The 26,433-nt window shown below is 61.7% G+C and carries 24 protein-coding genes; 15 read left to right on the forward strand and 9 right to left on the reverse strand.

Annotation, left to right across the window (positions count from 1 at the left end):
- Window positions 1-34: 34 nt before the first annotated feature.
- Window positions 35-589, forward strand: coding sequence for a DUF2585 domain-containing protein (locus tag ACN0SO_RS16095; RefSeq protein ID WP_417679521.1), 555 nt, complete (start codon window positions 35-37; stop codon window positions 587-589).
- Window positions 590-659: 70 nt separating this feature from the next.
- Here ACN0SO_RS16095 and ACN0SO_RS16100 read toward each other — a convergent pair whose 3' ends face one another.
- On the reverse strand, window positions 660-1,364 hold the full coding sequence (locus ACN0SO_RS16100; protein WP_417679523.1) for an AAA family ATPase: 705 nt from the start codon (window positions 1,362-1,364) through the stop codon (window positions 660-662).
- A gap of 448 nt (window positions 1,365-1,812) precedes the next feature.
- Here ACN0SO_RS16100 and ACN0SO_RS16105 point away from each other — a divergent pair, with 448 nt between their 5' ends.
- Together ACN0SO_RS16105 and ACN0SO_RS16110 are read left to right on the forward strand one after the other, a co-directional pair.
- Window positions 1,813-2,703, forward strand: a complete 891-nt coding sequence (locus ACN0SO_RS16105; protein ID WP_417679525.1) for an alpha/beta hydrolase — start codon at window positions 1,813-1,815, stop codon at window positions 2,701-2,703.
- A gap of 210 nt (window positions 2,704-2,913) precedes the next feature.
- On the forward strand, window positions 2,914-5,373 hold the full coding sequence (locus tag ACN0SO_RS16110) for a DUF3141 domain-containing protein (RefSeq protein ID WP_417679527.1): 2,460 nt from the start codon (window positions 2,914-2,916) through the stop codon (window positions 5,371-5,373).
- 305 nt (window positions 5,374-5,678) lie between these two features.
- Here ACN0SO_RS16110 and ACN0SO_RS16115 read toward each other — a convergent pair whose 3' ends face one another.
- Window positions 5,679-6,806, reverse strand: a complete 1,128-nt coding sequence (locus ACN0SO_RS16115) for an NADH:flavin oxidoreductase/NADH oxidase (protein WP_417679529.1) — start codon at window positions 6,804-6,806, stop codon at window positions 5,679-5,681.
- A 120-nt stretch (window positions 6,807-6,926) separates the two neighbouring features.
- Between ACN0SO_RS16115 and ACN0SO_RS16120 the strand changes: the two genes are divergently transcribed.
- The gene (locus ACN0SO_RS16120; RefSeq protein WP_417679531.1) at window positions 6,927-7,784 is read left to right on the forward strand and encodes an alpha/beta fold hydrolase; all 858 of its coding nucleotides are present in this window, start codon (window positions 6,927-6,929) and stop codon (window positions 7,782-7,784) included.
- Between the two features lie 344 nt (window positions 7,785-8,128).
- Here the strand turns inward: ACN0SO_RS16120 and ACN0SO_RS16125 are convergent, their stop codons facing one another.
- A complete protein-coding gene (locus tag ACN0SO_RS16125; RefSeq protein ID WP_417679533.1) occupies window positions 8,129-9,466 on the reverse strand; it encodes an NAD(P)H-dependent oxidoreductase in 1,338 nt (445 codons plus the stop codon).
- Window positions 9,467-9,607: 141 nt separating this feature from the next.
- Here ACN0SO_RS16125 and ACN0SO_RS16130 point away from each other — a divergent pair, with 141 nt between their 5' ends.
- From ACN0SO_RS16130 to ACN0SO_RS16145, 4 genes are all read left to right on the forward strand, one after another.
- Entirely contained in the window at window positions 9,608-10,966 is a 1,359-nt protein-coding gene (locus ACN0SO_RS16130) for a DUF2157 domain-containing protein (protein ID WP_417679535.1), read from the forward strand.
- Window positions 10,963-11,517, forward strand: a complete 555-nt coding sequence (locus ACN0SO_RS16135; RefSeq protein WP_417679537.1) for a GDYXXLXY domain-containing protein — start codon at window positions 10,963-10,965, stop codon at window positions 11,515-11,517. The genes ACN0SO_RS16130 and ACN0SO_RS16135 overlap by 4 nt, the downstream gene beginning before the upstream one ends.
- Window positions 11,518-11,604: 87 nt before the next feature.
- Window positions 11,605-12,669, forward strand: coding sequence for a class I SAM-dependent methyltransferase (locus ACN0SO_RS16140; RefSeq protein ID WP_417679539.1), 1,065 nt, complete (start codon window positions 11,605-11,607; stop codon window positions 12,667-12,669).
- Window positions 12,670-12,673: 4 nt separating this feature from the next.
- Entirely contained in the window at window positions 12,674-13,372 is a 699-nt protein-coding gene (locus ACN0SO_RS16145; protein WP_417679541.1) for a pseudouridine synthase, read from the forward strand.
- A gap of 31 nt (window positions 13,373-13,403) precedes the next feature.
- On the opposite strand, the gene ACN0SO_RS16150 is transcribed toward ACN0SO_RS16145, so the two are convergent.
- Together ACN0SO_RS16150 and ACN0SO_RS16155 are read right to left on the reverse strand one after the other, a co-directional pair.
- Window positions 13,404-14,111 carry a hypothetical protein gene (locus ACN0SO_RS16150; RefSeq protein ID WP_417679543.1) on the reverse strand — a complete coding sequence of 236 codons (708 nt, stop codon included), beginning with the start codon at window positions 14,109-14,111 and terminating at the stop codon, window positions 13,404-13,406.
- A 346-nt stretch (window positions 14,112-14,457) separates the two neighbouring features.
- Entirely contained in the window at window positions 14,458-16,275 is a 1,818-nt protein-coding gene (locus ACN0SO_RS16155; RefSeq protein WP_417679545.1) for an ABC-F family ATP-binding cassette domain-containing protein, read from the reverse strand.
- A gap of 173 nt (window positions 16,276-16,448) precedes the next feature.
- On the opposite strand from ACN0SO_RS16155, the gene ACN0SO_RS16160 reads away from it, so the two are divergent.
- Window positions 16,449-16,919 carry a BA14K family protein gene (locus ACN0SO_RS16160; protein WP_417679547.1) on the forward strand — a complete coding sequence of 157 codons (471 nt, stop codon included), beginning with the start codon at window positions 16,449-16,451 and terminating at the stop codon, window positions 16,917-16,919.
- A 9-nt stretch (window positions 16,920-16,928) separates the two neighbouring features.
- Here ACN0SO_RS16160 and ACN0SO_RS16165 read toward each other — a convergent pair whose 3' ends face one another.
- Both ACN0SO_RS16165 and ACN0SO_RS16170 read right to left on the reverse strand, forming a co-directional pair.
- The gene (locus ACN0SO_RS16165) at window positions 16,929-17,699 is read right to left on the reverse strand and encodes a GntR family transcriptional regulator (RefSeq protein WP_417679549.1); all 771 of its coding nucleotides are present in this window, start codon (window positions 17,697-17,699) and stop codon (window positions 16,929-16,931) included.
- A gap of 406 nt (window positions 17,700-18,105) precedes the next feature.
- Window positions 18,106-19,161: a dipeptidase gene (locus tag ACN0SO_RS16170; RefSeq protein ID WP_417679551.1), complete on the reverse strand. Its 1,056-nt coding sequence runs from the start codon at window positions 19,159-19,161 to the stop codon at window positions 18,106-18,108.
- Window positions 19,162-19,336: 175 nt separating this feature from the next.
- Here ACN0SO_RS16170 and ACN0SO_RS16175 point away from each other — a divergent pair, with 175 nt between their 5' ends.
- Window positions 19,337-20,077 carry a L,D-transpeptidase gene (locus ACN0SO_RS16175; protein ID WP_417679553.1) on the forward strand — a complete coding sequence of 247 codons (741 nt, stop codon included), beginning with the start codon at window positions 19,337-19,339 and terminating at the stop codon, window positions 20,075-20,077.
- Between the two features lie 18 nt (window positions 20,078-20,095).
- On the forward strand, window positions 20,096-20,473 hold the full coding sequence (locus ACN0SO_RS16180) for a hypothetical protein (protein ID WP_417679555.1): 378 nt from the start codon (window positions 20,096-20,098) through the stop codon (window positions 20,471-20,473).
- Window positions 20,474-20,538: 65 nt separating this feature from the next.
- Here ACN0SO_RS16180 and trhA read toward each other — a convergent pair whose 3' ends face one another.
- Both trhA and ACN0SO_RS16190 read right to left on the reverse strand, forming a co-directional pair.
- Entirely contained in the window at window positions 20,539-21,189 is a 651-nt protein-coding gene (gene trhA, locus ACN0SO_RS16185; RefSeq protein ID WP_417679558.1) for a PAQR family membrane homeostasis protein TrhA, read from the reverse strand.
- 91 nt (window positions 21,190-21,280) lie between these two features.
- Window positions 21,281-21,991 (reverse strand): GntR family transcriptional regulator, encoded by a 711-nt coding sequence (locus tag ACN0SO_RS16190; protein ID WP_417679560.1) that lies wholly within the window; start codon window positions 21,989-21,991, stop codon window positions 21,281-21,283.
- Window positions 21,992-22,136: 145 nt separating this feature from the next.
- Here ACN0SO_RS16190 and dctP point away from each other — a divergent pair, with 145 nt between their 5' ends.
- The 4 genes from dctP (at window position 22,137) to ACN0SO_RS16210 (ending at window position 26,429) form a co-directional block, all read left to right on the forward strand.
- Window positions 22,137-23,138: a TRAP transporter substrate-binding protein DctP gene (gene dctP / locus ACN0SO_RS16195; protein WP_417679562.1), complete on the forward strand. Its 1,002-nt coding sequence runs from the start codon at window positions 22,137-22,139 to the stop codon at window positions 23,136-23,138.
- 137 nt (window positions 23,139-23,275) lie between these two features.
- Complete coding sequence (locus ACN0SO_RS16200; protein ID WP_417679564.1) at window positions 23,276-23,761, forward strand: TRAP transporter small permease subunit; 486 nt, start codon at window positions 23,276-23,278, stop codon at window positions 23,759-23,761.
- A complete protein-coding gene (locus tag ACN0SO_RS16205) occupies window positions 23,758-25,074 on the forward strand; it encodes a TRAP transporter large permease (RefSeq protein ID WP_417679566.1) in 1,317 nt (438 codons plus the stop codon). Before ACN0SO_RS16200 ends, ACN0SO_RS16205 begins: the two co-directional genes overlap by 4 nt.
- The gene (locus tag ACN0SO_RS16210; RefSeq protein ID WP_417679568.1) at window positions 25,071-26,429 is read left to right on the forward strand and encodes a malonyl-CoA decarboxylase; all 1,359 of its coding nucleotides are present in this window, start codon (window positions 25,071-25,073) and stop codon (window positions 26,427-26,429) included. The genes ACN0SO_RS16205 and ACN0SO_RS16210 overlap by 4 nt, the downstream gene beginning before the upstream one ends.
- Window positions 26,430-26,433 lie beyond the last annotated feature (4 nt).

A 26,433-nucleotide genomic window follows, 5' to 3' on the forward strand; every position in this document is an offset into this window, starting at 1 on the left:
GGAACGGGCCCGCAACTTCGGGTGAGGGTAGAGCGTGAGAACACGGACGATCTGGCTGACCGGCATTGGCATGATCCTGGCGACGGCAGTCCTTCTGCTCGCCATGGGGCGGATCCCGATCTGCGACTGCGGCTATGTGCTGTTCTGGACCCCGGCCGAGGACGTCGCGGGCAGTTCCCAGCACATCGCCGACTGGTATACGCCCTCCCACATCATTCACGGGTTCCTGTTCTATCTCGCGCTGTGGCTGCTGTTCCGGAATCGCCCGGTCGGCGAACGGGCGCTGGGCGCCATTTTCATCGAAGCTTCCTGGGAAATCATCGAAAACAGCCCCTGGGTGATCGACCGCTACCGGGAGGCGACGATCGCGTCCGGCTACACCGGCGACAGCGTGCTGAATTCGGTCTTCGACATTCTGTGGATGCTCGCCGGCTTCTGGTTCGCCTGGCGGATGCCGGTCTGGCTGACGGTTGCCGTCGGCGTGGCGTTCGAGCTGCTGGCGCTCTGGGTGATCCGGGACAATCTGACCCTGAATGTCCTGATGCTGTTGTGGCCGGTGGACGCGATCCGGGTCTGGCAGGGCGGCTGACCATAAAAAACGGCAAACGGGGGAGGCCCGTTTGCCGTGTGTCGATGGGGCGAAACCTGTCGGTGAGGCCTTATGAGGCCTTCTTGAAGATGTGGTACCAGCGCTTTTGCGGGATCACGATGGCCCGTTCCAGCACTTCGGCGGCGAACATCTCCGCGTTTTCCTTGGCCTTGTCCAGATTGGTGATCTGCTTGGGGTTCTGGTCGCCGAGCCCGCCGCCGAATTCGAACAGGTCGCGGTAGGCGGCCCGTTCCACGATCGGCGTCGCCAGCACATCGATGCCCTGAACGGCGAGGAAGTCCTGAACCGCTTTCATGGCGCGGGTGGTCACGGCCGCGTTGGTGCGGGTCAGGACCACGCAGTGCTGGATCTTGTGTCGGACGATCTTTTCCAGCTTGCCGATCATGGTCAGGATCTTGGCGCCGCCCCGGGCATCCATGGAGGATCCCTGGATCGGAACCACGACCAGGTCGGAAACCGACAGCGCATTGGCGACGACCAGGTTTTCCGTGCCCTCCAGGTCCACGATCACGTAGTCGGAAACCGCCAGGGCATCGGTGATCTGTTCGGTGATGGAGGACGGGGTGATTTCGCTGACGACGGAAATCCGGGAACTCCGGTTGGGCAGTTCGTGCCACTTGGAGATCCATTTCTGCGGATCCGCGTCGAAGATGGTCACGCTTTTTCCCCGTTCGGCGACTTCTGTCGCCAGCAAAAGTGCTGCGGTTGTCTTGCCGGCGCCGCCTTTTGCGTTCGCGAAGGAAATGACTGGCATGTCTGTTCTCCTGAACTGAACCCCGAGGCCTTCTGCCAACGGGTTTCTTATGCCTGAGTTTCAATAGTTTATGGTTACCAATCTGTTAAAGAGTAAGAATTAGGGAAATCTGTTTAAAAAAACGAAGGCTGGTATGATAACGACGTCGATATACATCGATGTTTTTAACTAGAGCGGCGAAGCAGCACGTAAAGTTACATATGAGGTAGAACGAAGCCTTTCGAAAAATCTTGCGTTGGTTCGAGTATATCTGTTCGCCGAAACTTGAAATGAAACCGGGCTCGATAACGCTGCGGTTCTCGAAGATTGAAGCCCTTGGCCATCCCGGTTAGGCTTCCCGAAAGTCATCAATTGGACGTGCAACACGGACACCGAATCCGGTATTCATATCGGCTGTGGCCGGCACAGGCCCCTGTCATGAAACGGATCCGGTCATAGGGAGCGGGGAATGCTAAGCATTCGGAAAATTTCAGCCGTCTTCGCAGCCTTATGCCTCGCGGTGGTCTTCGGAGCGGGGACTGCGGGCGCCGAAGCGCTGGCGCCGTTCAAGGATGGGCTCTTCAAGTACAAGAAGATCACCGCTAGCCACATGAACGGCGATTTCATCGTCGTGGAATATTCCAAACAACGCGACCTGCGCGACCGGGACAAGGTCGACGAGCGCGAGGTTTTTGGCAATTACGTCTCCTACAAGCCGAAGCGCAGCCGGTCGAGCTACGAACTCAAGGCGAACGGGCGCACCGTCAAATACATGGGCGTCGGCAAGGCCCAGGGCGGCGCGAAAGTGATCGTCATCTACATCCACGGCCAGGGCGGCAACCGCTTCCAGGGGATGAACGACGTGTCCTTCGGCGGCAATTTCAACCGGGTGCAGAACCTGATGGTGCGCAACGGCGGTGCCTATCTGTCCGCCGACATCACCTCCTTCGGTGCCAAGGGGACACAGGATGTCGCCGCACTGATCGGTTATCAGAAGCAGCTCTCCCCCAATGCCCGGGTCATCGTTGCCTGCGGTTCCATGGGCGGTATCATCTGCTGGGATCTCCTGAAGAACGGAAACTATGCCCGCAATCTCGACGGCATCCTGTTTCTGGGCTCACCGCAGGATCCCGGCTTTTTCTCCTCCGGGGCGCTCTCCCGCAAGGTGCCGATCTACATGGGCTACGGCAGCGACGATCAGGTTTATAACTGGGAGAAACAGGCGAACTTCTTCAAGAAGATCAAATCGTCCGCGCCCGGCTACCCGATCAAGTTCACCCTGTTCGACACCGGTACCCACGGCACCCCGATCCGCATGACCGACTGGCGACTGGTGCTGAACTGGATGTTGTCGCAGTAGGGGCCGGCGGTACGGCTTACCGTTCACATCGGCTTGATTGCCGCCGATCAGAGGCTTGCTTGCCTGTCCGTGAATTCACGTGGCGGCAGAAAAAACGCCGTAGCGTCATAATTTTTGCTGCATTGCGGTATAGTCCTGAAAGCAAGGTGCCTTTCCGCCGGCGATGACCGGGCAAGGAGTGTTGCGCCTTTTCGGACAGGAGAAATCCGCATGAAGGATGTTTTCGACGCGATTGCAGACGGCCAGAACGCATTCCTGGAAAAGCTGACCGATGCGACGGCCTGGTCGCCGAGCGAGCGGGTGAATGTGTTTCAGGCCCAGATGGCAGAGCTCTCCACTCTCAGCGAATTATTGGCGCGGGGCCTTTCGACCCACATGAACCGGATTTCGGAGACCCACAACAAGCGTCTGCAGAAGACGCTGGCCGATATGGGCGAACTGGCGCAACAGGCGTTCGGCCATGACCGGCAGACAGGCGCTCTGGTGGATGAGTATCAGGCCTATGCGGCGGACGCGGCCCAACGCATGACCCTGACCCTCGATACCCTGCGCCGGCGGGGCGACAACTTCCTGGAGCATGAGGAGGCGGGCTGTCCGCCGGTCCTGATCTACGACTACGAGGTCGTGCTGGACGGGGCGGATCTGCCCCGGCCGTGCAACTACATGCTGTTGAAGATCGTGCCGCCCGAGGGCGTCGAGGTGAAATCCTGGAAGCGGCCCTACATCATCATCGACCCCCGGGCCGGCCACGGTGCGGGGATCGGGGGCTTCAAGCTGGACAGCCAGGTCGGGGTCGCCCTGCATGACGGCCACCCGGTCTATTTCGTCGCCTTCCGGCGCATGCCGGAACCGGGCCAGACGATTGCGTCCGTCACCCATGCGGAAGCCGCCTTCGTGCGCAAGGTGATGGAACTGCATCCGCAATCGCCCAAGCCGGTCGTCACCGGCAATTGCCAGGGCGGCTGGGCGACCTTGCTTCTAGCCGCCACGAACCCGGATCTGACCGGCCCCATCCTCCTGAACGGCGCTCCGGTCCAGACCTGGTCGGGAAAGGTCGGCGAACATCCCATGCGCTACAATGCCGGCGTGCTCGGCGGCACCTGGAATGTCATGCTCGCCTCCGACCTGGGCCACGGCGTCTTCGACGGCGCGGATCTCGTGTCCAATTTCGAGATGCTTAATCCGGGGCGGACCGAGTTCCGCAAGTACTTCGATCTTTATGCAAAGGTCGATACGGAGCAGAAGCGCTTTCTCGATTTCGAACGCTGGTGGGGCGGGTATTTCTTGCTCAACGAGGCGGAAATCCGATGGATTGTCGAGGAACTGTTCGTCGGCAACCGCCTGTCCAAGAATGAGGCCCAGCTTGAGCCGGGGCGCAACATTGACCTGAAGCAGATCCGTTCGCCGATCATCGTTTTCGCCAGCGAGGGCGACAACATCACGCCGCCGACCCAGGCGATCAACTGGATCATCGACACCTATACGGACGAGCGGGAGATCGCGATCCGCGGCCAGCGGATCATCTACATGATCCATGAGCAGGTCGGCCATCTGGGCATTTTCGTCTCCTCCAAGATCGCGAAAAAGGAACACACGGAAGTCACCTCGACGCTCAAGACCATCGAGGCGCTGGCGCCCGGCCTCTACGAGATGAAGATCGACGATTTCGAGGGGCCGTTGTTGGAACGGACATTCACCGTCAGCTTCCAGGAACGCACGATGGAGGACTTGAAGTTGCTCGACGACGGCCGGGAGGACGAAATTCCCTTTGCCGCCGTAGCGCGCGCGTCCGAACAGCAGTCGGAGTTCTACGATGTGATGGTGCGCCCCTTCGTCCAGGCAGGCGTCAGCGAGCAGTCGGCCGATTTCCGACGCAAGACCCATCCGCTCCGGCTCCAGCATGCCCTGTTTTCAAGTCTGAACCCGTTCGTCGCGCCCCTGCAGGGCATGGCCGAGAAAGTGAACGCGGACCGTAAACCTGTGGCGCCGGACAACCCCTTCGTGCAGGCGGAAGGGATTGCGGCGGACGTGATCGAGCAATCGATCGACTTCTGGCGGGACCTGCGCAACACTTTTTACGAGACGACTTTCTTCACCCTGTGGGGCTCGCCCACTGCCCGCTGGTTCGGCCGCACCCATCAGCCGGGCCGCACCCTGAAGCGGAAGGAAGAGCTGGCCTGTCTGCCGGCTGTCCGCTCGGCGCTGATGCATATCGGCGAAGGCGGTTTCTGCGAAGCGGTCATCCGCATGCTGATCCTGCTTGCCGAAAGCCGGGGCAACGTGCGTCGCGACCGCCTGGAACGCTCCGCACGGGTTCTCAATCAGGACGAGCCGTTCAAGTCGCTCACCAGCGAGGAACGGGCGATGATCATCGAGGAGCAGAACCTGATCGTGGAATTCGCTCGCGAAGCCGCGATCGCGACGCTGCCGCAACTCCTGAAGACGAAGGAAGACCGGGAACTCGCGGCCAGGGTCGTTCAATTCGTCCCCGGCGTCATCGACGAAATGGCCCCGCATACGCTGGAACTGCTGCAGACGTTCCATGAAGTGCTCGACCTGCCGCCGGTGACCGGCGACATCACCGAGGATCCGCTTGCGGGAGCCATGAAGGAACCGGCTCCTCGAAAGTCCGCCAGGGCCTCAAGCAAGAAACCGGAAGCGGCGGAGTAAACCCGCCGCTCAGATTGCTGGCAGAGCCCTCCCTTTTCGATTGTCACCCTGTCGTCTGCCGTCATCCCAGACAAGTGAGGCGGACCCGAACGCTGATCTGGGATCCAGATGTCAGCGCGAGCGACAGCGAGGACTGCTTTCAAAAGGAATCAGGTCGCGCTCACGCGCGGCTGATGTCTGAATTCCAGATCTGCACGCAGCATCGCTGCGCTTGTCTGGAATGACGACCGGAAGAAACCAAACAACAGAGTTGATGACAAAACCAAGGTTTGTCATCAACCTCCGCGGTCGAATACTTCAGCCGCTCAATACCGCCCGGTGCTTTCGCGGCGCTTGTTGAGCCACCAGCCGTATTGCTTCGGCCAGGTCTCGAAGGCCTTGTCGTCGCCGAGCGTATCGGCGGCGTGAACCGGCCAGTTCGGGTCGGACAGGGCCTCGCGGCCGATGGCGATGATATCGGCGCTGCCCGCGGCGAGGATGTCCTCCGCCTGCTGTGCCTCGGTAATCAGCCCGACGGCTTGCGTCAGGATACCGGTCTCGCGTTTGATCCGCTCCGCGTAAGGCACCTGGAAACCCGGAGGCGGTGGCGTGCGGCCGGCGGTTGCCGGGCCGGCGATACCACCGGACGAGCAGTCGATGACATCGACGCCGCGCGCCTTCAGTTCTCCGGCGAGCCAGACGCTGTCGTCCAGGTTCCAGCCGTCCGGCGTTCCGTCCACCGAGGAAATGCGCACGAACAGTGGTTTGTCCTCCGGCCACTCGGCACGCACCGCCTCGACCACCTCGAACAGCGCCTTTGCCCGGCCTTCGCGGCTGCCGCCATAGGCATCGGTGCGCTTGTTGGAATGGGGCGACAGGAAGCTTGCCAGCAGATAGCCATGGGCGGCGTGGATTTCAGCCACGTCGAAGCCGGCCCAATGGGCGCGGCGGGTCGCATCGACGAAGTCCCGGACCGTGTCGGCGATATCCTGAGCGGTCATTTCGTGCGGCACCAGCCAGCCTTCGGCCATGGGAAGCGGCGAGGGGGCGACGGTGCGCCAGGGCATCTCGCCCTTGGCGAATTCCGTCTCCGTGAGGGCCGCGTTGCCTTCCCAGGGGCGCTGCATGGAGGCCTTGCGGCCCGCATGACCGAGCTGGATTGCCGGCACCGATCCGTGGGCGCGCAGGAAGGCGGTGATCCGGGCAAGGGCGGCGGCGTGCTCGTCCGACCAGATGCCCAGGTCGCCATGGGTGATCCGGCCGTTGCGGTTGACGGCAACCGCCTCTGTAAAGATCAGCCCCGCGCCGCCTTGAGCGAACTTGCCCAGGTGCACCAGATGCCAGTCGTTGGCGATGCCGTCACCGGCGGAATACTGACACATGGGCGACACGGCGATGCGGTTTTTCAGGGTCAGCGACCGGAGGGAGAGCGGCGAAAACAGTCGGGATGTCATTTGGTCTCGCGAACGGATTGAAAAGCTTTGCGGTTTCGTAGCAACCTAGCGCTCAAAGAAGCTATAGGAAACGGGAAAACTGTAGTGCATCGCTGATGCATATCAGGCAGGGAGGAATAAATGGCAGATCAGTCCGCAGGCATCGTTTTCATCCACGGCGCCTGGCATAATCATGAAACCTGGGACCATGTCGTCCCGATCCTGAATGCCCGCGGCATCGCCACCACCGTGTTCGACATGCCCGGCGCCGGCGTCAACGCCAGGCTGCCTGCCTCATTCCTGAAACGTCCGCTGGATAGCCAAGCCTTCGCCACCGAGCCCTCGCCCAATGCGGGCGTCACCCAGGACGAGCGCACGGATTTCGTGATTAGCCAGGTTCGGGAGACGGCGGAAAAATGCGGCGGCAAGGTCGTTCTCGCCGGCCATTCGCTTGGCGGGGCGACGGTTTCTCACGTGGTCGAGCGCGTGCCCGAGCTGATTTCGGCGGCCGTCTACATTACCGCTTTCATGCTGCCGCCGGGCATGCCGCCGGTCGCCATGATCCAGGACGAATCCATGGCTGACGCGCTGGTGCCGGGGCTCTTTGCCGCCGACCCGGCCGCGGTCGGTGCCCTGCGGGTCGATTTCCGTTCCGAGGATCCGGACTACCAGGCCCGAATCCACGAAGCCTATGCCGGAGATGTCGGCGAGGAGATGTTCAAAAAGGCGGAAGCGCATCTGCACTGCGACGAGCCGGCACAGGTGGCGACCGTACCGTCACCGGTGACGAAAGAACGCTTCGGCCAGGTGCCGCGCCATTACATCCATTGCACCGAGGACCGGGCGGTCACGCCGGCCGGGCAGAAGAAGATGATCGCGCTGATGGATGAAGCCATGGGCAACAAGACGGCCGTCCATGTCATGGCGACGAGCCATTCTCCCTTCGATGCCGACCCGCAAGGTCTGGCCAAGATCCTTGGAGACATTGCGCTCGGCTGAGGTCGGGTATGGACCCACTGGTGCTCGGTTTAAGGGCGTAAGTGTTGAAACTCTGGCTTATCCGCTTGTTTTCCTCTCCCCCCTTGAGGGGGAGATGTCTCCGTCAGGAGACAGAGGGGGGTATAAGCCTTTCAGAAAATTCGGCTTTTCAGAAAATGAGGCACCGTTTCACCCCCCTCTGTCGGCTCACGCCGACATCTCCCCCTCAAGGGGGGAGACGGGAGTGAGCGGGACTGCCTTTCGTCTCCACTCTATTCCGGAGGAGGAATGCCAGCGATATGTCAAATACTTGGAGAAAGACTTCATAAGCAAACCCGACAGCAGCGGGTGTTGACCCGTGAACCTCAGCCGAATTCCGTCTCCATCTTGCGGCGGAATTGATAGGCGCTGTCGGTCTCGTCCAGGACCACGTCTGCCCAGGTGAGCATCTGGCCCTCGGCCACATCACGGGTAAGCTTGACGTTGTGCGACAGGCCGAGCGGCAGATATCCTGCGGCAAGCGACGCGGTCGCTGGGCACTGCTTGCCCCAGACGGTGAAGCCGCCTTCGCCGTCGAGCATCTCGCCGGCCTTCATGGCTTTTTTGGTTGTCGCGACCACGTCGGAGTGAAAGCCCACCGCCGTGCCTGTCGGCTCGCCGCGCAGGGCGGCGGACGCCACCGACCAGCCGAGTTCCATTCCGATCATGTGGGTCGGACGGTAGAGGGCGGCGAACTGGCCGCTGTCATCCTCCAGCATGTGATACTCGGTGAAGCATTGCCGGGCGTAATCGGTCTCCGCCTCGATCACCACATAGGTGCCCATGGCGAGATGATGCGGCACGTCCGTGCCGTCCCGGTAGAGCGAGGAGACGACTTCCGTCGTGCCGGTGCGGGTCAGCGTGCCGCCGTTCGCCTGCGGCTTGCACACGGAAGAAAGCTCGAAGCGGGTGGCGGGCGGGAAGGCGAGGCCGTCGTCCTGGGGGATCAGACCGGTGGCATTGCACACCGCCGTCATCTCGATCCCGGACTTGGTGCCGTCCAGGAACGAGTTGAACATCTTCAGATTGATTTGGGTAGGATCCTTGAGCGCCAGATAGGTCTGCAGCGTTTCCCAGACCGTGTCCGGCGTCAGGTGGTGATAGCTCGGCAGGTAGCGCGTGCCCTTGCCGGCACAGACCACCTTGAAGCCGCAGGCGCGCGCCCAGTCCACGTGATCGGCGATCAGCGCCGGCTGGTCTCCCCAGGCGAGCGAATAGACGAGCCCTGCCGCTTCGGCGCGCCGGGCGAGCAGGGGTCCGGCGAGCGCATCCGCCTCCACATTGACCATCACCACATGGCGGCCGTTCTCGAAGGCCATCAGCGCGTGGCGGATGCCGGCCGCCGGATCGCCGGTGGCATCGATCAGCACGTCGAGCCCGTCGGCCTTGATCAGGTCCTCGCCACTCTCGGTGATGAAGGTGCGGCCCGACTGGATTGCGGCAGGAAACGATGACGTGTCGGTCTGGTCGTCCGGCCAGCCGGCGCGCTTCAGGGTTTCGCGCAGGCGGGTGGGGTTCAGGTCGGCAATGCCGAGGATATGGATGCCCTTCGTCAGTCTGGCTTGCGTCAGGTACATGGAACCGAACTTGCCGCCGCCGATCAGGCCGACGCGGACGGGGCGGTTTTCCTCGGCCCGCTTGGCGAGCTGGCGTGACAGGGTCATGATGTTCCTCCCGGACGGCATCGTTCTGGCGGATTGCTGCGTGCCGTTTCCACGCCTATTCGAACCCGGCTTCAATCCTGCTGTCAACGCTTCCCGTTCCGGGATAAGCTGTTTTTCAAACAGGGAAAAACGGGAGCGTCGATGCTCGACGTATTTTACAAGAGACGCCTGAAACACGACCTGGAAACCTGGGTCGAGCGCGGCTGGGTCGGGTCAGCGGGAGCCGCCCATATCCTGGAGGAAATCTCCACCGGCGACGGGCGCTCGCGCCTGCCGATGGTGCTCGGCGGCATCGGTGTCGTCTGTATTGCCCTTGCGCTGGCAGCCTTCATCGCTGCCAACTGGGACGGCATTCCGAAATACGTCAAGCTTGCCGGCATCGTCGCCATGATCCTGGCCGCCCATGGTCTCGCCGCCTGGGCCTCGAATGCCGGCCGCAAGGGGGTGGCAGATCTAGCGACCGCCTTCGCCACGCTGGTCTTCGTCGGCGGCATGGCCCTGGTCGGCCAGATCTTCCATCTGCCCTCGGACTGGGCCGGCGGGGCCTTTCTGGTCTGTCTCGGCGCGCTCGCGGCGGCCTGGATCACCGGCTCCAAAGCCTCGCTGATCGTGGCCGCGGTCGCGGCGATCAGCTGGCAGATCGGACGGGCTGACGTTGGTGAAACCTCCACGCTTGGCGATCTCATCGGGCTGGTCCTGCTGGTGGCCGTCTTCCTGCATCCGGTTGTTCATCCGAACCGATTGGCGCGCTGGGCGGCCCTATCGCTGCTGCTCGTGACCTTCGGCCGCTGGCTCATGGATACGGTCGATATCTTCGGGAACGGCGATGACACGAATTTTGCGATCATGATCCTGGCCGCCGCCGGCTTGTCCGCCTGCCTGATCCAGCTCGGCCAGGTCGCCGATCTGGCGGTCAAATGGGGCGGAGACGTTCCGCGGAAGAGCCATGGCCGCTGGCTGATGCTGATGTCGATGCAGGATGTCGGCTTTGCCATCCTGTCGGCCATTCTCGCATTTGTCATTGTGGTGCAGACGGATCTGGACAATGCCAATCTCTTGAAAGCCATGATGAGCCCGCCGGCCGCCGCGGTCCTGCTGCTGGCTTTGGCGCTCTGCGGCTTGGGTCTGCTGTTGTCATTCAAGACCGGCAAGGCGCGCTCGTTCTTCGGGGCGGTTCTTCTGGCTCTTGTCGCCGTTATCCTGCCGATCGCTATGCAGAACATCATTCTCGTGTCGGCCCTGGTGCTGGCGGCCCTGGTCGGCCTCAGCCTGATCGGCACCCTTTACAACAACGCCTTCTGGACGCTCTGCGCCTATGCCGGCCTGACGGCCGTCGTGCTGTGGCTGCTTGACGAGACGATCGGCTCGCTGCTCGGCCAGTCGGTGTTCTTCCTGATCGCCGGCGTGATTTTGCTGGGCATGGCCTTTGTCGTGACCCGGGTTCTGCGCCGCCAGAACCGCCGCGAAAGCGGGACCGGGCAAGGGGAGGCGGTATCATGAGCCTCCCGAACGCCCTTCGCTCGCCCTTTCTCCGCTGGGGAGTGCTGGCGCTGATCCAGCTTGCCCTGATCGCCGTTCCGCTCGCCGACCGGTTGCAGGTCCAGATGAAAGGCCAGGAAGTCATCCTGAACCTCATCCCCGTCGATCCGCGCGATCTTCTGCGTGGTGATTATGTCATTCTCAATCTTGAAATCGGCCGGGTACCGGCGCAACTGCTGAAGGGCGGCGTCGGACTAGAGCCGGGCGATACGGTTTATGCCGGTCTGGAAGTCACCGATAGCGGCGCGGCCAGGGTGGTTCGTGTGACCCTGACCCGAGAGGAGGCAGGGCCCCTGGCCATCGCCGGCACCTATCGATCCATGTCCGGCGGAGAACTGAACATCGACTACCACATCGATGCCTTCTATCTGCCCGAGGGCGAGGGCAAGGAGATCGAACGGCTTCCCGCCAAGCGGATTCAGGTCGTCGTCGCCGTTCATCCGGACGGCCGCGCCCTGCCGCTCCGGCTGCTGGTCGACGGCAAGGCGTTCAAGTCCGACGCCGCCTTTTGACCTTTGGACATGGCGGGTCTATGAGAGCGGTCTTTCCGCCCTGCCGGCGGCTTACCTGTGGCGTTTAAGCGAGTATTTCTAAAGCCGATGTCCGACCCCGCGTTTGAAACCCTGATCCTGCCGATCGAAAACGGCGATATCCCCTACACGGGGACCGAGCGCGTGCTGTTCCTGCGGGCGCGGATGCACCCGGCCATGAAGCTGTTTCATGAAGGGCAGGTGACCTGCGAGCAAAGCTTCGCGCCCGAGCGCGACCGGCTGCAGGCGGGCGGCTTTACCGTCGTCGCGGAGACGGACGAAACGGATTTCGATCTGGTCTTCGTTCTTCCTGGACGCCAGCGTCAGGAAGCCCGCGCAGAACTGGCCCGAGCGGCAACGCTGGTCAAACCCGGCGGCTGGGTGGTGGTCGCCGCCCTCAATACCGAAGGCGCCAAAACGCTTGTTTCCGACATGGCGGCCCTGTTCGGTTCGGTCGATCAGCTGTCGAAAAACAAATGCCGGGTAATCTGGATCGAGGAGACCAGCGCCGAGCTCGATCAGTCGCTCAAGGCTGAATGGGCGAAGCTCGATGCGCCGCGCCCGATCCTGGACGGGGCCTGGATCAGCCGGCCGGGCATCTTCGCCTGGGACCGGATCGACCCGGCGTCACGGCTGCTTGCGGATCATCTGCCGGACACGCTGGCCGGCAAGGGTGCCGATCTCGGTTGCGGTTTCGGATTTCTCGCGCGCACCGTTCTGGAACGCGCGCCGAAGGTGACCGCACTCGACCTCTACGAGGCAGAGAAGCGGGCGCTGGATCTGGCCCGGGAAAACCTGAAGGCCTTTTCGGAAACGAAGATCCTGCACGGCCTCTGGTCCGACGTCACCCGCGGGCTGGAGGGGACCTACGACTTCATCGTCTCCAACCCGCCGTTCCACCAGTCCGGCAAGGCCGGCCGCACCGACGTCGGTCAGGATTTCATCCGCGCAGCCGCTGCGGGACTGAGGATCGGCGGCGTCTTCTACATGGTCGCCAACCGCCATTTGCCCTACGAGGCGACCCTGAAGGAAACCTTCCGCGCCGTCGACATGATCGCCGACGAGGGCGGTTACAAGGTGATCCGCGCGATCAAGGGCGCGGTTGGCGGCGCGGCGAAGGGCAAGGGGCGGTAGGCAGATGCGTCTGGTCAAACTCATTGCCAATCTCGGCTACGGCAGCCGCAAGGAAATCCAGACGGCGATCCGCCACGGCTGGGTGACAGACCGGGAGGGAAACCCGCTCAAGGCCGACAGCAAGACGCCCCATGAGGACATTCTCTTCGACGACGAGCCGCTCGATCCGCCCGAGGGCATGGTCCTCCTGTTGAACAAGCCGCTCGGCTACACCTGTTCCATCAAGGATCAGGGCCGGCTGGTCTACGACCTGCTGCCGGACCGGTTCCGGATGCGCAAGCCGGTTCTGTCCACCATCGGCCGCCTCGACAAGGAAACCTCCGGTGCGCTGCTCTTCACCGACGACGGCACCTTCCTGCACAAGGTGATCTCGCCGAAATCGGAAGTGCCCAAGGTCTACGAAGCAGACCTCGACCGGCCCCTGAAGGGCAACGAGGCGGCGATCTTTGCCTCGGGCGAGATGATGCTGGAAAACGAGCACAAGCCTTTAAAGCCCGCCGAACTGGAAGTCATCGACGACACCCACGTCCGCCTGACCCTGCACGAAGGCCGCTACCACCAGGTCCGCCGCATGTTCGCCGCCACCGGCAACCACGTGACCGCATTGACCCGCATCCGCATCGGCGGGCTGGGGCTGGAAGGACTGGCCGAGGGCGAATGGAAGCTGCTGGGCGAGGAGGAGAAGGCGAAGATTTTCGGATGAGGGTGATCCGTATTACCGCTGGTATTGCGTCTTACCTGGTTATCAATTGAATTTCGGGTTCGCCCTTATCATTCATGTGGGTCGTCACCCCGATAATCTCCGTTTCATCCGGAAGGCGTTCGAGCTGTAGCGCAATTTCTGCATTCATACGCATGACGACCCGTGGACTCATCCTGACGATGTTGGCTACATCTTCTGTGCCGCCGAGGAGCAGATGAGGCGAATAGGTCAAGAGCTCGTTCCATCCGGAGGAGCCGAAGGCTTTACGGCACTTTTCAACCATATGATCATAAGGGGCTGTGACGTTTGGCAGGAACTCAATTTGCCAGAACTCCGGGAAACTGTCGGCAAGTGGATCTGCGTCCATCGAATATGCGTCGAGGAGAAAAACCGCCGAGTGACCTTTCTCCGCTAGAGACGGCAGGTGATAAGCGTATTGATCGCCCCAGGCGGTGGTTCCGAAGCACAGGAAGTCATCCACCCGTCCCTGCCAGGCATATTTCCAGAGGTTCGCATCGTTCCAGACCTCAAGATCGCGCTCCGGGTCTGTATGGAACCCAAAAAGCCGAAAATAACCGCTGTAGATCGACAATCCGTTCGCCCTGGCCAACAGGTCGATATGCGCCTCGGGCAATCTGACGCCGGAGTGCAGCTTCGCGTCTTCGGCGAGATGCGAAGCGGGTGGCCCAAGTTCGACGTCGTGCCGCTCGGTCAAGTCTGAAATATCAACCAGGGTCATGGTTCAGCTCTCAGTTGCAGCTTCAATTAGGCAAATAATAGAGCGGGAATCAATCGCCATTGCCATGCTCGGACTTAATCAGAGCATCCATGCCGTGACCTTACTCCAAGCACACCCTGTGAGTGTGATTGGCCGCACGGCATAGATCCCATGATCAAGTCATGGGATGACGGAATGGGACGGGGCACAGCAAGGCCACCGGCACGATTGTCATCCCGGTTTGACGCGTAGCGTCAAGACCGGGATCCAGTACTCCGTGTGGCTTGTAAGTGAGAAAGAAAAGCGAATTCAATAGATTACTGGATCCCTGCCTTCGCAGGGATGACAAAATAGGAGCGACGCCCGTTCAGGACTCCATCTCTTCCTTCAACATCTCGAGTTCCAGCCACTGTTCTTCCGCGGAGTCCTTTTCCGCAGTCAATTCGGTGATTTGCGCCGAAAGCTTCGCGAATTTGTCCGGGTTCTTCGAGTAAAGCGCCGGGTCGTTCATCTCCTGCTGCAGCTTGGCAAGTTTTGACTCAAGGGTCTCAATGGTTTGCGGCAGGGTCTTCAACAGATGTTGCTGGGTAAATGAGAGTTTCGACTTTGCGGCGGGCTTCGCGGTCTTTTCCGCCGGTGCAGGCTCTTCCTTCGTCTTCTTCGGGGACGTCTTTTCCACCTTGCGGGCGGTCACGCCTTCGCCGCGTTGGGCGAGCATGTCGGAATAGCCTCCGGCATATTCCTGCCACTTGCCGTTGCCCTCGGAGACGATGACGGAGGTCGCGACACGGTCGAGGAAGTCACGGTCGTGGGAGACGATCAGAGCGGTGCCCTCATAGTCGGAAAGCAGTTCCTGCAGGAGGTCGAGGGTTTCCAGGTCGAGATCGTTGGTCGGTTCGTCGAGCACCATCAGGTTCGACTTGGCAGCCAGCGCCCGGGCGAGCATGGCGCGGGCCCGTTCGCCGCCGGAAAGCACGCCGACGGGGGTCCGCGCCTGTTCCGGCGAGAACAGGAAGTCCTTCATGTAGCCGATGACGTGCTTGGTCTCGTTGCCGACGACCACCGTGTCGCCGCGCCCGCCGGTCAGGACCGAGGACAGCGTGTCGGCGGGGTTCAGATGTTCCCGCTTCTGGTCGAGGGTGACCATCTCCAGGTTGGTGCCGAGGCGGACCGAGCCGGTGTCGGGCGCGAGTTCGCCAGTGAGCATCTTCAGAAGCGTCGTCTTGCCGGCGCCGTTCGGACCGACGAGGCCGATCCGGTCGCCGCGCTGGATGCGGGTGGAAAACTCCGTGACGATCGCCCGCACGCCGTAGCTCTTGGAAATGCCTTTCGCCTCGATCACCAGCTTGCCGGAGACCTCAGCGTCCGTGGCGGCGAGCTTGGCGGTGCCCTGCGGGCCGCGGTGATCGCGTTTCTGCTGGCGCAGATCGGCGAGTTCGCGCACCCGGCGCATGTTGCGCTTGCGCCGGGCGGTGACGCCATAGGTCATCCAGTGCTCTTCGCGCTTGATCTTCTGGGCAAGCTTCTGCTGGTCGATCTCTTCCTGCTCGAACACCTCGTCGCGCCAGGCCTCGAAATGGGCAAAGCCCTTGTCGAGCCGCCGGGATAGGCCCCGGTCGATCCACACGGTCGCGCGCGACAGGTTTTCCAGGAAGCGCCGGTCGTGGGATATCAGCACGATGGCCGATTTCAGGCCTTTGAGTTCCTCTTCCAGCCATTCGATGGCCGGAAGGTCCAGGTGGTTGGTCGGCTCGTCGAGCAGGAGCACGTCCGGCTCCGGCGCGAGCGTGCGCGCCAGTGCGGCCCGGCGCGCCTCGCCTCCGGACAGCGCCTTGGGGTCCTCCTTGCCGGTCAGACCGAGCACGTCGAGCAGGTACTGGCCGCGATAGGGATCGTCGCCGGGCGCAAGCCCCTCATTCACATAGTCGAGCACGGTCGCGTAGGCGGAGAGATCCGGCTCCTGCGGCAGGTAGCGGATGGTGCGGCCCGGCTGGAAGAAGCGCTCGCCGCCATCCGCCTCGATCTGGCCGGCGGCGATCTTCAACAGCGTCGACTTGCCCGAGCCGTTACGCCCGACCAGGCAGATCCGGTCGCCCTCGGAAACGGAAAGCTCCGCGCCGGTGAGCAGCGGCGTGCCGCCGAAGGTCAGGTGAATGTCGCGGAGCGTCAGAAGAGGAGGGGCCATGAAAATCGATTACGTGTCTGGAGCGGTTTCGGGATTGCCGGGAGCCGACAGGAATACGATCCGGGCGCCGGTTTCAAGTGCTTTCCTTATTCGCGCCGTGTTTTCGGCGTCTTGTGATAGTCTTCAGACCTTGGGTTGGGGTGTTTTGGGCGTCCTTGTTGTGGAGGATGGAGATGATACCGTCTGTGTTTTCTCTCAAGGCCAATCGACGGGTTGGCCATGTCTGCCTGACCGCGATCGCCGCGATCGGTCTTGTCGCCGTCAGCCTGTCCCCGGCCGAGGCCGGTGGACGTTATCATCGTTACAACGATTGGGGTGGCGCGGCCGCTGCCGGGGTCATCGGTCTGGCGACCGGGGCGATCATCGGTTCGGCCCTGTCCAGCCCGGGTTATTATGCCGGGCCGTCCTATTACGGCGGCCCGATCTACTACGATCCGCCGCCCTACCGGTACCTGCCGCCGCCGCCCTATCCCTACCGGTCCGAGGCCTATGTCGGCCCGCCGCGCTATTATCAGCCGCCGGCCTATCGCCCGGTCCAGTGGTCGCCCGAATGGATCGCCTACTGCGCGCGCAAATATAAATCCTTCAATCCGCGCACCGGCACCTACCGAACCTACAGCGGTCGGGTTCGCACGTGTCGCTGAAGCGAAAGATCAGATAGCGTTCGGAAAGGGGAACGCGGAATTCCATAGTTGCTTTGGCGTCATCTGCGGCTCGCCCTGGCGGTCGTTCTCGAAAACGACCGCATAAATATCGGGTGCCAGATTCTTGACCGACTGAGCGATATGGCGCTTCATCCGCCGCTTGGCGGATTCCGCATCGCGGCGTTCGAACGCGTCCAGGATGTCGATATGCCGCGACCCCTCGTTCCGGTTCCAGATGATATTTCCCTGATGGGGGGAGACCATGTAGCGGTGCAGCTGTAACAGCGCGCGGTTCAGAAACGGCTCGAGCATGGGCATTTCCGCCATATCGAAAATGAAGCAATGCAGATGCCTGTCGATTTCCGAGCAGGTAAAGACGTCGTGTTGCTCGCGGCTTTCTTCGTAGAGGTCCATAAGCTCCCGGAGATCGTCGAGCTTGGCGTCATCGGCCGCCGCGACCGCGCGTTCGACCCCGGTGCACTCCAGGTGCACCCGCATGCGGGTCATGATGATGGCTTCGTCCCGGGTCGTTCGGGTGACGAAGGTTCCCTGGTAGCCGCGCCGATCGACGAGCCCGCATTCCTGCAGCCGGAGCAGGGCTTCGCGTACCGTTCCTTGCGAGCAGGAAAACTCCTGCGCCAACGCCTGCTCGGTAATCGGACATTCGTCCGTGAGATATCCCAGCAAAATCCGGCGTTTCAGTATCTGATGTACCGTTTCAGACTTGCTTGCGCCCTTGCCGGCATAGAGCGGATTGTTGGCAATGTCGGCCAATGTCATTGGTCGGTCTGTCTCCAGTTAGATCCAGACTGCCATCCCCAAAACCGCACAAGCCGTATTTCCGGTCGAATGCCGGATTGTTATCGGTCGCTTCGGTTTAATCCGGTCGATTGTTCCTGATCGACGGATCGATGGGGCCGTGCAGATCCTTGTTTAAATCCGGTGCACTCAGGTTCCGAAGGCGGTTGTTCTGGTGAGCTACATTCCGGCTTTTGTCCGGTAACGCAGCTCCATTTTTTAATCGTTTGCCCACGACACTTGTTTGCACCTGCCCGGAACGGACCCTCCAGAGGGTCTGTGCCCGGCTTTTGATTCATGTCTTATCCATTGTTGTTTTGGCTGCGAATTCGGACAATTACTATATTGGACTGAGCGATCACAAATTCGCGACTTTTTGAACGATCAGTCAATTCTGCGTGTGCGACAATACGCGCAGCCAGTTTTTGTAAGACAGTTTTTCAATAAGCTCTTCGTCGAAACCGGCATCCCGAAACGCCTGAACCAGCTTTTGCAGGCCGGAAGAATCACCAAGCTCCGCCGGCACCATGCAGCCATCGAAATCCGACCCGAAGCCCACCCGGTCTTCGCCGAGCCGTTCCACAAGGTAGGCGAAGTGGCGAACGATGGTCTCCAGCGGTGTGCTTCGATCGTGGCGCCCGTCCTCGCGCAGGAAAGCCACATGGAAATTGACGCCGACCAGACCGTCGCTTTCCCGGATCGCGTCGAGCTGGCGGTCGGTCAGGTTGCGGGCGTTCTGACATAAGACGTGGGCATTGGAATGGCTGGCGACCAGCGGATGGCGGCTCGTTTCCGCCACATCCCAAAATCCCTTTTCGGTGATATGCGACAGGTCGACCAGGATCTTGAGGTCGTTGCACGCCCTGACCAGCGCGCGGCCGGCATCGGTCAGGCCCGGTCCCGTATCCGGCGAGGAGGGAAAGGCCATCGGCACCCCGTCGGCGAAGGCATTCTTGCGGCTCCATACCGGCCCGAGCGAGCGCAAACCGGCCGCGTGCAGCACTTCCAGCGCGTTGAAATCGGTGTCGATCGCCTCCGCGCCCTCGATATGCAGAACCGCGGCGACGCTGTCTGCAGCCATGGCCTTTTCGATGTCGGCAACGCTGCGGCAAAGGGTGAAGCCTCCCTCGGACGCCCGTTCCAGCCGTTGCGCGCGGGCTGCCATGCGCAGGGTAAAGCCGAGTGCCTCCGGCTGGGGTATCTCGGCGTAGTTGGCCGGATCTCTCGGATTGAACGGCCTGGTGAAATCCTGGTGGATGTTCGACGGTACGAACATGGCGAACAGCCCGCCGGCAAATCCGCCCTCACGCGCCCGCGGCAGGTCGATATGGCCCTGTTGGGTGCGTTCGAAAAAACTGCGTTCCTTCGGCGTCCCCGCCTCGATTTCCAGTTTCAAAAGGGTGTCGTTGTGACCGTCGAAGACGGGGATCTTGTTCGAAGGCAAAAGCTGGAACCTCGGACTGGGGAGAAGAGGGGAGGGAGAGACAAGGTTAAGGTCTGTCTCATATTTGTCGATATCGGTTTGAAATTTCCAGTGTCAAACCGGATCGGCCCCAGAAAGCGCTTGCCAACGGGCCCCAAACTGCGCATGAAAATGCGAGGAAAACAGCGGAGCCATCATGCCGAGCGAATTTGAAGCGATGAAAACGTCCCCTGCGGCACCTATGAGCAGTTCGTTCAGTCGTCGTGCCTTTTTGGGCGGCGGCCTGGCGATGATGGCGGTTCCGCTTTCGGGCTGCTACTCGGTCGGTCTGCACGACCAGCCGGACCTGCCGGATGAAACCTTCGACTATGCTTCCGCCTATGCGGCATGGCCCGACGGCGACTACACCTGGCCGGCGATCAACTACAAGTCGTTCGACCGGAAGTACTGGCGCCAGGTCGTGGACTACAAGTCCCGTGAACAGCCGGGCACGATCATCGTCGATCCGTATAACAATTTCCTCTACTGGACCCTGTCCCGCAAAAAAGCCCTGCGCTACGGCATCGGCGTCGGCCGCTCCGGCTTCGCCTGGTCCGGCGAGGCTCTGATCCGCGTCAAGCGCGAGCATCCGATCTGGCGGCCTCCGCAGGAAATGATCGCGCGCAAGCCGTCGCTCGGCCGTTACTGGGAAAAGGGCATGGAGCCGGGGCTGAAGAACCCGCTCGGCGCCCGCGCGATGGATCTCTGGCAGGGGCCGGTGGACACGCTGTTCCGCATCCACGGCACCAACAAGCCCTCCAGCATCGGGACGAAAGCCTCCTCCGGCTGCATCCGCATGTGGCAGCAGGATGTGATCGATCTCTTCAGCCGCGTTCCGCTGCGCACCAAGGTCATCGTTCTGACCAAGGAACAGGCGGAACAGCAGCAGGTCGTCTGACCGGGTTTCGAGAGCGGAATGATCGCGTATCTGGGTGAGAACAAGCTGCTTACCCTGGTTCTGGTCGTTCCGCTTGTCCTTGCGTTCATTGCCGGAATTGCGATCGGAGCAAAAGGCCCGTCAAGACAAACAAGCCGCGGCGGGGCCGTTTTCTCGGGGTGTCTCCACGAAGTTCTCGGCATCGCCTGGTTCTTTGCAGTCATGTACGCCGTAGCTGATGGCGGCTTGCCGGACCTCGGTAAATTCGGGATCTGGTATGGACTGTTCTACCTTATCTCCTTCGGAGTTCTGCAGGTCCTGGTCCTTCTCGGGCTTTACTCGCTCGGCCGTTATGGGGGCTGGGCCTTCTATCGATTTAAAACCGGGAAGTGGGGCGGCTCGGACGATGAGGCCTGATCCTCTTCTGGGAAAGCCGTGGTCGATGGAGCCCGAGTTCAGGGGCGGCAATTCGCAGCCAGCGTCTAACTGGCCGTCACCGGCATAAGCGCCACGTCATAAAGCACGGCGCTGAAGTGGCAGATGGCGGCCGCCAGCACGAAAGCGTGCCAGATGGCGTTCTGGAACGGCAGTCGTTTGCAGGCGTAAAAGGCCGTTCCGACCGTATAGAGCAGGCCGCCCAGCAGGATCATGCCGAAGCCGAAGCCCGACGCCTTGTCGAGCAGCGGTTTGAAGGCGAAAACGACCACCCAGCCCAAAGCCAGGCACAGGGGAACGGTGATCCGCTCAACTCCGTTCAGGTTCACGAACTTCAGGATCGCGCCTGCGAGCGCGCCCGTCCACACGACGGCGAGCAGAATACCGCCGGTCCAGCCGCCGATGATCATCGACGCCAAAGGGGTGTAAGTGCCTGCGATCATCAGGAAGATCGCCGCGTGATCGAGCTTGCGCAGCAGCCCCTGCTTCTTCTCCCTGGCGAAGATGTTGTAGAGGGCGGAGCAGATCAGCATGGCCATGAGGCAGCCGGTGTAGACGAACACGCTCACCTGCCGTCCGGTGTCGGGCGAATTCCACAAGATTGCGATCAGGGCGATGGTCGCCGCCAACCCGAGACCGATGCCGATCACATGCACGGTTCCGTCGGCGATCTTTTCCGCAAGCGTTTCAATGCGCATGGATGCTCCCGCTGTGTGCGTTCAAGACACGGGTGAGCGTGACGGAAACTCGAGGTGCTTTCAAGGCGGGATGGCGATCGGACGCGCTTAATTATCCGGCAGCGCTGCGCAGCGGCTGTTCGGCTTCGGCTTCCTCCCGGTGCGATGCGACCGAGGCGACGAAGTCATTGAAGCGCTCGCCCTGGATCAGGACATGCTGGCGCAGGTGGTCGCCCGCTGCCTCCGCATCGCCACGGGCGATGGTGTCGACGATCTTCTGGTGCTCGGCCAGAGACATCTCGACCCGATTACGCACGCGCAATTGCAGGCGCCGGTAGACCTTGAGCCGGTTCTGCAGGCTCCGGGCCTGATCGGCGAGAAAACCGTTGTGGCTTGCCTTGTAGATCGCCTCGTGGAAGGTCTGGTTGGCATGAAAATAGGCGTCCGGATCCCCGTCCTCGCAGGCGAGGTTGCAGGCCTCATGGGCGGCCTGAAGGGTCGCCAGTTCCTTGGGCGAAATGCGCCGTGCGGCAAGCCGGCCGCACATGGCTTCCAGCTCCGCCATCACCTCGAACATTTCGATCAGCCGGGGAATGCCGATTTCCCGAACGAAGGCGCCCCGCCGCGGCCGGATCTCGACCAGGCCGGAGACGGACAGTTCGATCAGGGCTTCGCGGATCGGCGTTCGCGAAACGTTGAAGCGGGTGGCGAGCGTGACTTCGTCGAGCCGGGTTCCCGCCGGATAGCGCCCGGTCGCGATGTCCCCTTCGAGGGCTTCGCGTAAGGTTTCGGCACGCCGGGCTTTGCTGCGGGGTTTGGTCATGGGCTCAATTTATGCAAAAGGCCTATTCTTGTATACAAAAAAGATTGACTCGCATGCGAGAGCTATGTTTGCCTTGGCCCTGGCGGGTAACCGCCCGCGCGCAGACTTCCGCAAAAACAGGATGGCGCGCTAACGGGAGGAAAATATGAAGACATTTATCAAGACGGCGCTCGTCCTGAGCGCTGCCGTTTGTGCCGCCATACCTGCGGCGAATGCTGCCGATGTCACTCTGAAGGCATCGCACCAGTGGCCGGGCGGAAAAGGTGACGTTCGCGACGAAATGGTCCAGATCCTCGCGCGCGAAGTGGAAAAGGCCGACGTCGGCGTCAAGATCCAGGTCTATCCGGGCAAGTCCCTGTTCAAGCCCAAGGAGCAGTGGGGCGCCATGGTCAAGGGCCAGCTCGATATTTCGGCTTTCCCGCTCGACTATGCCTCTGGCCGTCATCCGGAATTCTCAGCGACCCTGATGCCGGGCCTGGTGCGCAATCATGAGCGTGCGGCGCGGCTGAACACATCGCCGTTCATGGACGACATCAAGCAGGTCATCAATGACGCCGGCGTCGTGGTTCTGGCGGATGCCTGGCTTGCCGGTGCGTTTGCCTCCAAGAAGCAGTGCATCACCAGTCCGGAGACCATGAAGGGGCAGGTGACCCGCGCGGCCGGTCCGGCCTTCGAAGAGATGCTCGTGGGAGCAGGCGGCTCGATCGCGTCCATGCCGTCATCGGAGATCTACACCGGTCTGCAGACCGGCGTTCTGGACGCAGCCAACACCTCGTCCGGTTCCTTCGTGTCCTATCGTATCTACGAACAGGTGACCTGCCTGACCAAGCCGGGCGCCAATGCGCTGTGGTTCATGTACGAGCCGATCCTGATGTCCAAGCGCAGCTGGGACAAGCTCTCCAAGGAACAGCAGGACGCCCTGATGGCGGCAGCCAAGGTGGCCGAGGACTATTTCGCCGGTCAGGCCAAGGGTCTCGATGACAAGCTGGTCAAGGCCTATGAGGATGCCGGTGTCGAGGTCGTCGAAATGTCCGCCGACGACTACAACGCCTGGCTCGCGATCGCAAAGGAGACCTCCTACAAGAACTTCGCCGAGAAGGTCGAAGGCGGTCAGCAACTGATCGACAAGGCGCTGGCGGTCGAATAAGCCGGCAGAAACGACCCTGCGGCCCGGTGCGCAAAAGCGCCGGGCCGGCTGACCTTCACGAAAACCAGTAACTGGCAGCTTGCGGCGTGCGGGTGGCGTGCGTGCGGGAACGGCTGCCGCGACCTCGGATGTCTCGTATGACCGCCTATATCCGCTGGGTTTCCGCCCTTTCGCGTGGGGCCGCCGTCATCTCGCTTCTGCTCCTGGCCGCAGCCATTCTGGTTGTGACCCAGATGGTGGTGATCCGGTATTTTCTGAATGCCTCGACCGTCTGGCAGACGGAATTCGTCATTTATTCCCTGGTCGCCATGACCTTTCTCGCAAGCCCCTATGTCCTGATGGAAAAGGGGCATGTGAATGTCGACCTTCTGCAAATGGCCCTGAAGCGTCCCTGGAGGGAGTTCATGCAGTCGCTCGCCGGCCTGGTCGGCCTGGCGTTCGCGGCCATGCTTGCCTGGTCCGGATGGACCTATTTCGAGGAAGCCTGGAGCTACGACTGGACGACGGATACCGTCTGGGCGCTGCCGCTCTGGATCCCGCTTCTGCCGTTGCCGGTGGGCATCGGGCTGATGACGCTGCAATACATTGCCGAACTGGCCAAGATCTGGGGAGCGCACGAATGAGCCCGCTTGTTTCCGGCCTGCTGGTGCTGATTGCCCTTTTGGCCCTCCTCGGCATCGGAACGCCGATTGCCTTCGCTCTTGGCTTCGTCTCCGTGATGGCGCTCCTGATCGTTGACGGGCCCGGCAGCCTGACCATTTTAGGGGAAACGTTCTTCGGCGGGCTGGCGTCCTTCGGTCTCGTTTCCATCCCCATGTTCATCCTGATGGGGGCGGCGGTCGCGTCTTCGCCGGCCGGCAAGGATCTTTATGAGGCCCTCGACCGCTGGTTGAACCGGGTCCCGGGCGGCCTGGTCCTGTCCAATCTGGGGGCCTGTTCGATCTTTGCCGCTTTGTCCGGATCGTCGCCGGCGACCTGCGCGGCCATCGGCAAGATGGGCATTCCGGAAATGACCAAGCGCGGCTATCCGAACGAGATTGCCGCCGGGTCCATCGCCGCTGGCGGAACGCTGGGGATCCTGATCCCGCCGTCGATCACCATGATCGTCTACGGCATTGCCACGGAAACCTCCATCGGTCGCCTGTTCATCGCGGGACTCCTGCCTGGGTTCATGCTGACCGTGCTGTTCATGGCCTGGACGATATACGACTGCAAACGCCGGGGCGTGGGCCTGTCGGAACTCACGGAACGCTTCACCATGAAGGAACGGTTCGCGGCATTGCCGCGGGTGCTGCCCTTCCTGACGATCATCGTGGCCATCCTCTACGTGCTTTACGGCGGGGTGGCCACGCCGTCCGAGGCGGCCGGCGTCGGCGCGCTGTTCTGCATCGTGCTCGTGGTGGTGATCTACCGGATGTGGGATTTTTCCAAGGTGACGCGCATGTTCCGCGACACCTTGAAGGAAAGCGTGATGATCATGATGATCATCGGTGCGTCGGAACTGTTTTCCTACACCCTGTCGTCCATGTTCGTCACCCAGTCGATCGCCAACTGGATCGCGGATCTCGACGTCAATCGCTGGGTCCTGATGGCGATCATCAACCTGTTTCTTCTGGTCGCGGGCTTCTTCCTGCCACCGGTCGCCGTCATTCTGATGACTGCGCCGATCCTGCTGCCGATCATACTTCAGGCAGGCTTTGATCCCTACTGGTTCGCCGTGATACTCACGATCAACATGGAAATAGGTCTGATTACGCCTCCGGTGGGTTTGAACCTATATGTGATTAACGGGATCGCTCCGAACATCACGCTGGCCGAAATCCTGCGCGGGTCGATTCCTTACGTGCTGTGTATGGCGGCCGGGATCGTGATCCTCTGTCTGGTCCCCGGTATTGCCACATGGCTTCCGGAACTCATGCTGGGCAAGGCTTTATGAACACGAGCTTTTTCGGAGAACTGCTGTCATCCATCACCGAGCAGGGGCGGGCTCTTCTCGACGTCCGCAGGAACCGGAATTCCGGCATTCCGGTCGTCGAGTTGTGCGAGCAACTGCTATCGGGGCGCGGCGAAGCTTCCGGGGTCGCCATCGCACAGGAAGTGCTGACGACTTACGCCGCACTTGGAAACGAGGCCAAACTGGCGTTTTTCCAGGCGCTCCTGGAGCGCTTCAGTCCAGACCTGGACCTCGTTCGGAAGACGGCCGCGAAGATCCAGAAAACGCCGGATGACCCTGCCGTTCTGAGGCAGCTGCACGCGGTTTCCGAACCGCGCCGGCAGGAATTGATCCGGCGTCTGAACCTGGCGCCCGGCGGCACCCGTTCCCTGGTCGATATGCGTGCCGATCTCCTGGACCACTTGGCGGACCACCCGGAACTTCGGGAAGTAGACCGGGATTTCGAGCACCTGTTTTCCTCCTGGTTCAACAGGGGGTTCCTGGTGATGCGCAGGATCGACTGGTCGACCCCGGCCTCCATCCTGGAAAAGATCATCGAATACGAAGCGGTGCACGAAATCACCGGCTGGGACGATTTGCGCCGGCGCATCGGCCTGGAGGATCGGAGGCTTTACGCCTTCTTCCATCCCGCCCTGGTCGATGATCTTCTGATCTTCGTCGAGGTCGCGCTTACCCGGGACATTCCTGGTGCGATCGCGCCGATCCTGGCCGAAGAACGGGCCGAGATCCGAGCGGAAGAGGCGGCCACCGCGGTTTTCTATTCGATCTCCAACTGCCAGAAAGGCCTGCGCGGCATTTCCTTCGGCAACTTCCTGATCAAGCAGGTGGTCGAGGAGTTGCGCCGGGAGCTTCCCGGCCTGAAGACCTTCGTCACCCTGTCGCCGGTGCCGGGTTTCGCCCGCTGGCTTGCCCGGGATCTGAAGGACGAGGCCGGGCCGGCCCGGACGGCCCTGGGCGACGACCTGTACGAGGAATTGCAGACGGGCGACTGGCATCTCAACCAGGACACCTGCAAACGCCTGGAGCCGGCCCTGGCAGGCCTTTGCGCGCACTACCTGACCCGCGAGAAGGACCGGAAGGGCCGGCCGCTCGATCCGGTCGCCCGGTTCCATATCGGCAACGGCGCGCGTCTGGAAAAGGTCAACTGGCTGGGGGACGTTTCCCCCAACGGTCTCGCCCAGGCCCACGGCTTCATGGTGAATTACCTCTATGATCTGAGATATATAGAGCGGAATCACGAATCTTATGCCGAAACCGGGGCGGTCGCCTCCAGCTCCCAGGTCCAGAAACTGATCAGGGCCATTCCCCAAAACAAATCCTTGACGCCGGTGAGTTAAGCCC

It is taken from the genome of Roseibium sp. (assembly GCF_048260565.1).
In the GTDB taxonomy this organism is placed as follows: Bacteria; Pseudomonadota; Alphaproteobacteria; order Rhizobiales; family Stappiaceae; genus Roseibium.

Coding starts and splice junctions, on each gene's coding strand:
- ACN0SO_RS16135 (WP_417679537.1), top strand. CDS start 10,963: ATGAGCCTCCCGAACGCCCTTCGCTCGCCCTTTCTCCGCTGGGGAGTG.
- ACN0SO_RS16130 (WP_417679535.1), top strand. CDS start 9,608: ATGCTCGACGTATTTTACAAGAGACGCCTGAAACACGACCTGGAAACC.
- ACN0SO_RS16210 (WP_417679568.1), top strand. CDS start 25,071: ATGAACACGAGCTTTTTCGGAGAACTGCTGTCATCCATCACCGAGCAG.
- ACN0SO_RS16110 (WP_417679527.1), top strand. CDS start 2,914: ATGAAGGATGTTTTCGACGCGATTGCAGACGGCCAGAACGCATTCCTG.
- ACN0SO_RS16100 (WP_417679523.1), bottom strand. CDS start 1,364: ATGCCAGTCATTTCCTTCGCGAACGCAAAAGGCGGCGCCGGCAAGACA.
- ACN0SO_RS16200 (WP_417679564.1), top strand. CDS start 23,276: ATGACCGCCTATATCCGCTGGGTTTCCGCCCTTTCGCGTGGGGCCGCC.
- ACN0SO_RS16155 (WP_417679545.1), bottom strand. CDS start 16,275: ATGGCCCCTCCTCTTCTGACGCTCCGCGACATTCACCTGACCTTCGGC.
- ACN0SO_RS16105 (WP_417679525.1), top strand. CDS start 1,813: ATGCTAAGCATTCGGAAAATTTCAGCCGTCTTCGCAGCCTTATGCCTC.
- ACN0SO_RS16205 (WP_417679566.1), top strand. CDS start 23,758: ATGAGCCCGCTTGTTTCCGGCCTGCTGGTGCTGATTGCCCTTTTGGCC.
- dctP (WP_417679562.1), top strand. CDS start 22,137: ATGAAGACATTTATCAAGACGGCGCTCGTCCTGAGCGCTGCCGTTTGT.
- ACN0SO_RS16145 (WP_417679541.1), top strand. CDS start 12,674: ATGCGTCTGGTCAAACTCATTGCCAATCTCGGCTACGGCAGCCGCAAG.
- ACN0SO_RS16120 (WP_417679531.1), top strand. CDS start 6,927: ATGGCAGATCAGTCCGCAGGCATCGTTTTCATCCACGGCGCCTGGCAT.
- ACN0SO_RS16190 (WP_417679560.1), bottom strand. CDS start 21,991: ATGACCAAACCCCGCAGCAAAGCCCGGCGTGCCGAAACCTTACGCGAA.
- trhA (WP_417679558.1), bottom strand. CDS start 21,189: ATGCGCATTGAAACGCTTGCGGAAAAGATCGCCGACGGAACCGTGCAT.
- ACN0SO_RS16175 (WP_417679553.1), top strand. CDS start 19,337: ATGCCGAGCGAATTTGAAGCGATGAAAACGTCCCCTGCGGCACCTATG.
- ACN0SO_RS16160 (WP_417679547.1), top strand. CDS start 16,449: ATGATACCGTCTGTGTTTTCTCTCAAGGCCAATCGACGGGTTGGCCAT.
- ACN0SO_RS16140 (WP_417679539.1), top strand. CDS start 11,605: ATGTCCGACCCCGCGTTTGAAACCCTGATCCTGCCGATCGAAAACGGC.
- ACN0SO_RS16165 (WP_417679549.1), bottom strand. CDS start 17,699: ATGACATTGGCCGACATTGCCAACAATCCGCTCTATGCCGGCAAGGGC.
- ACN0SO_RS16125 (WP_417679533.1), bottom strand. CDS start 9,466: ATGACCCTGTCACGCCAGCTCGCCAAGCGGGCCGAGGAAAACCGCCCC.
- ACN0SO_RS16180 (WP_417679555.1), top strand. CDS start 20,096: ATGATCGCGTATCTGGGTGAGAACAAGCTGCTTACCCTGGTTCTGGTC.
- ACN0SO_RS16115 (WP_417679529.1), bottom strand. CDS start 6,806: ATGACATCCCGACTGTTTTCGCCGCTCTCCCTCCGGTCGCTGACCCTG.
- ACN0SO_RS16150 (WP_417679543.1), bottom strand. CDS start 14,111: ATGACCCTGGTTGATATTTCAGACTTGACCGAGCGGCACGACGTCGAA.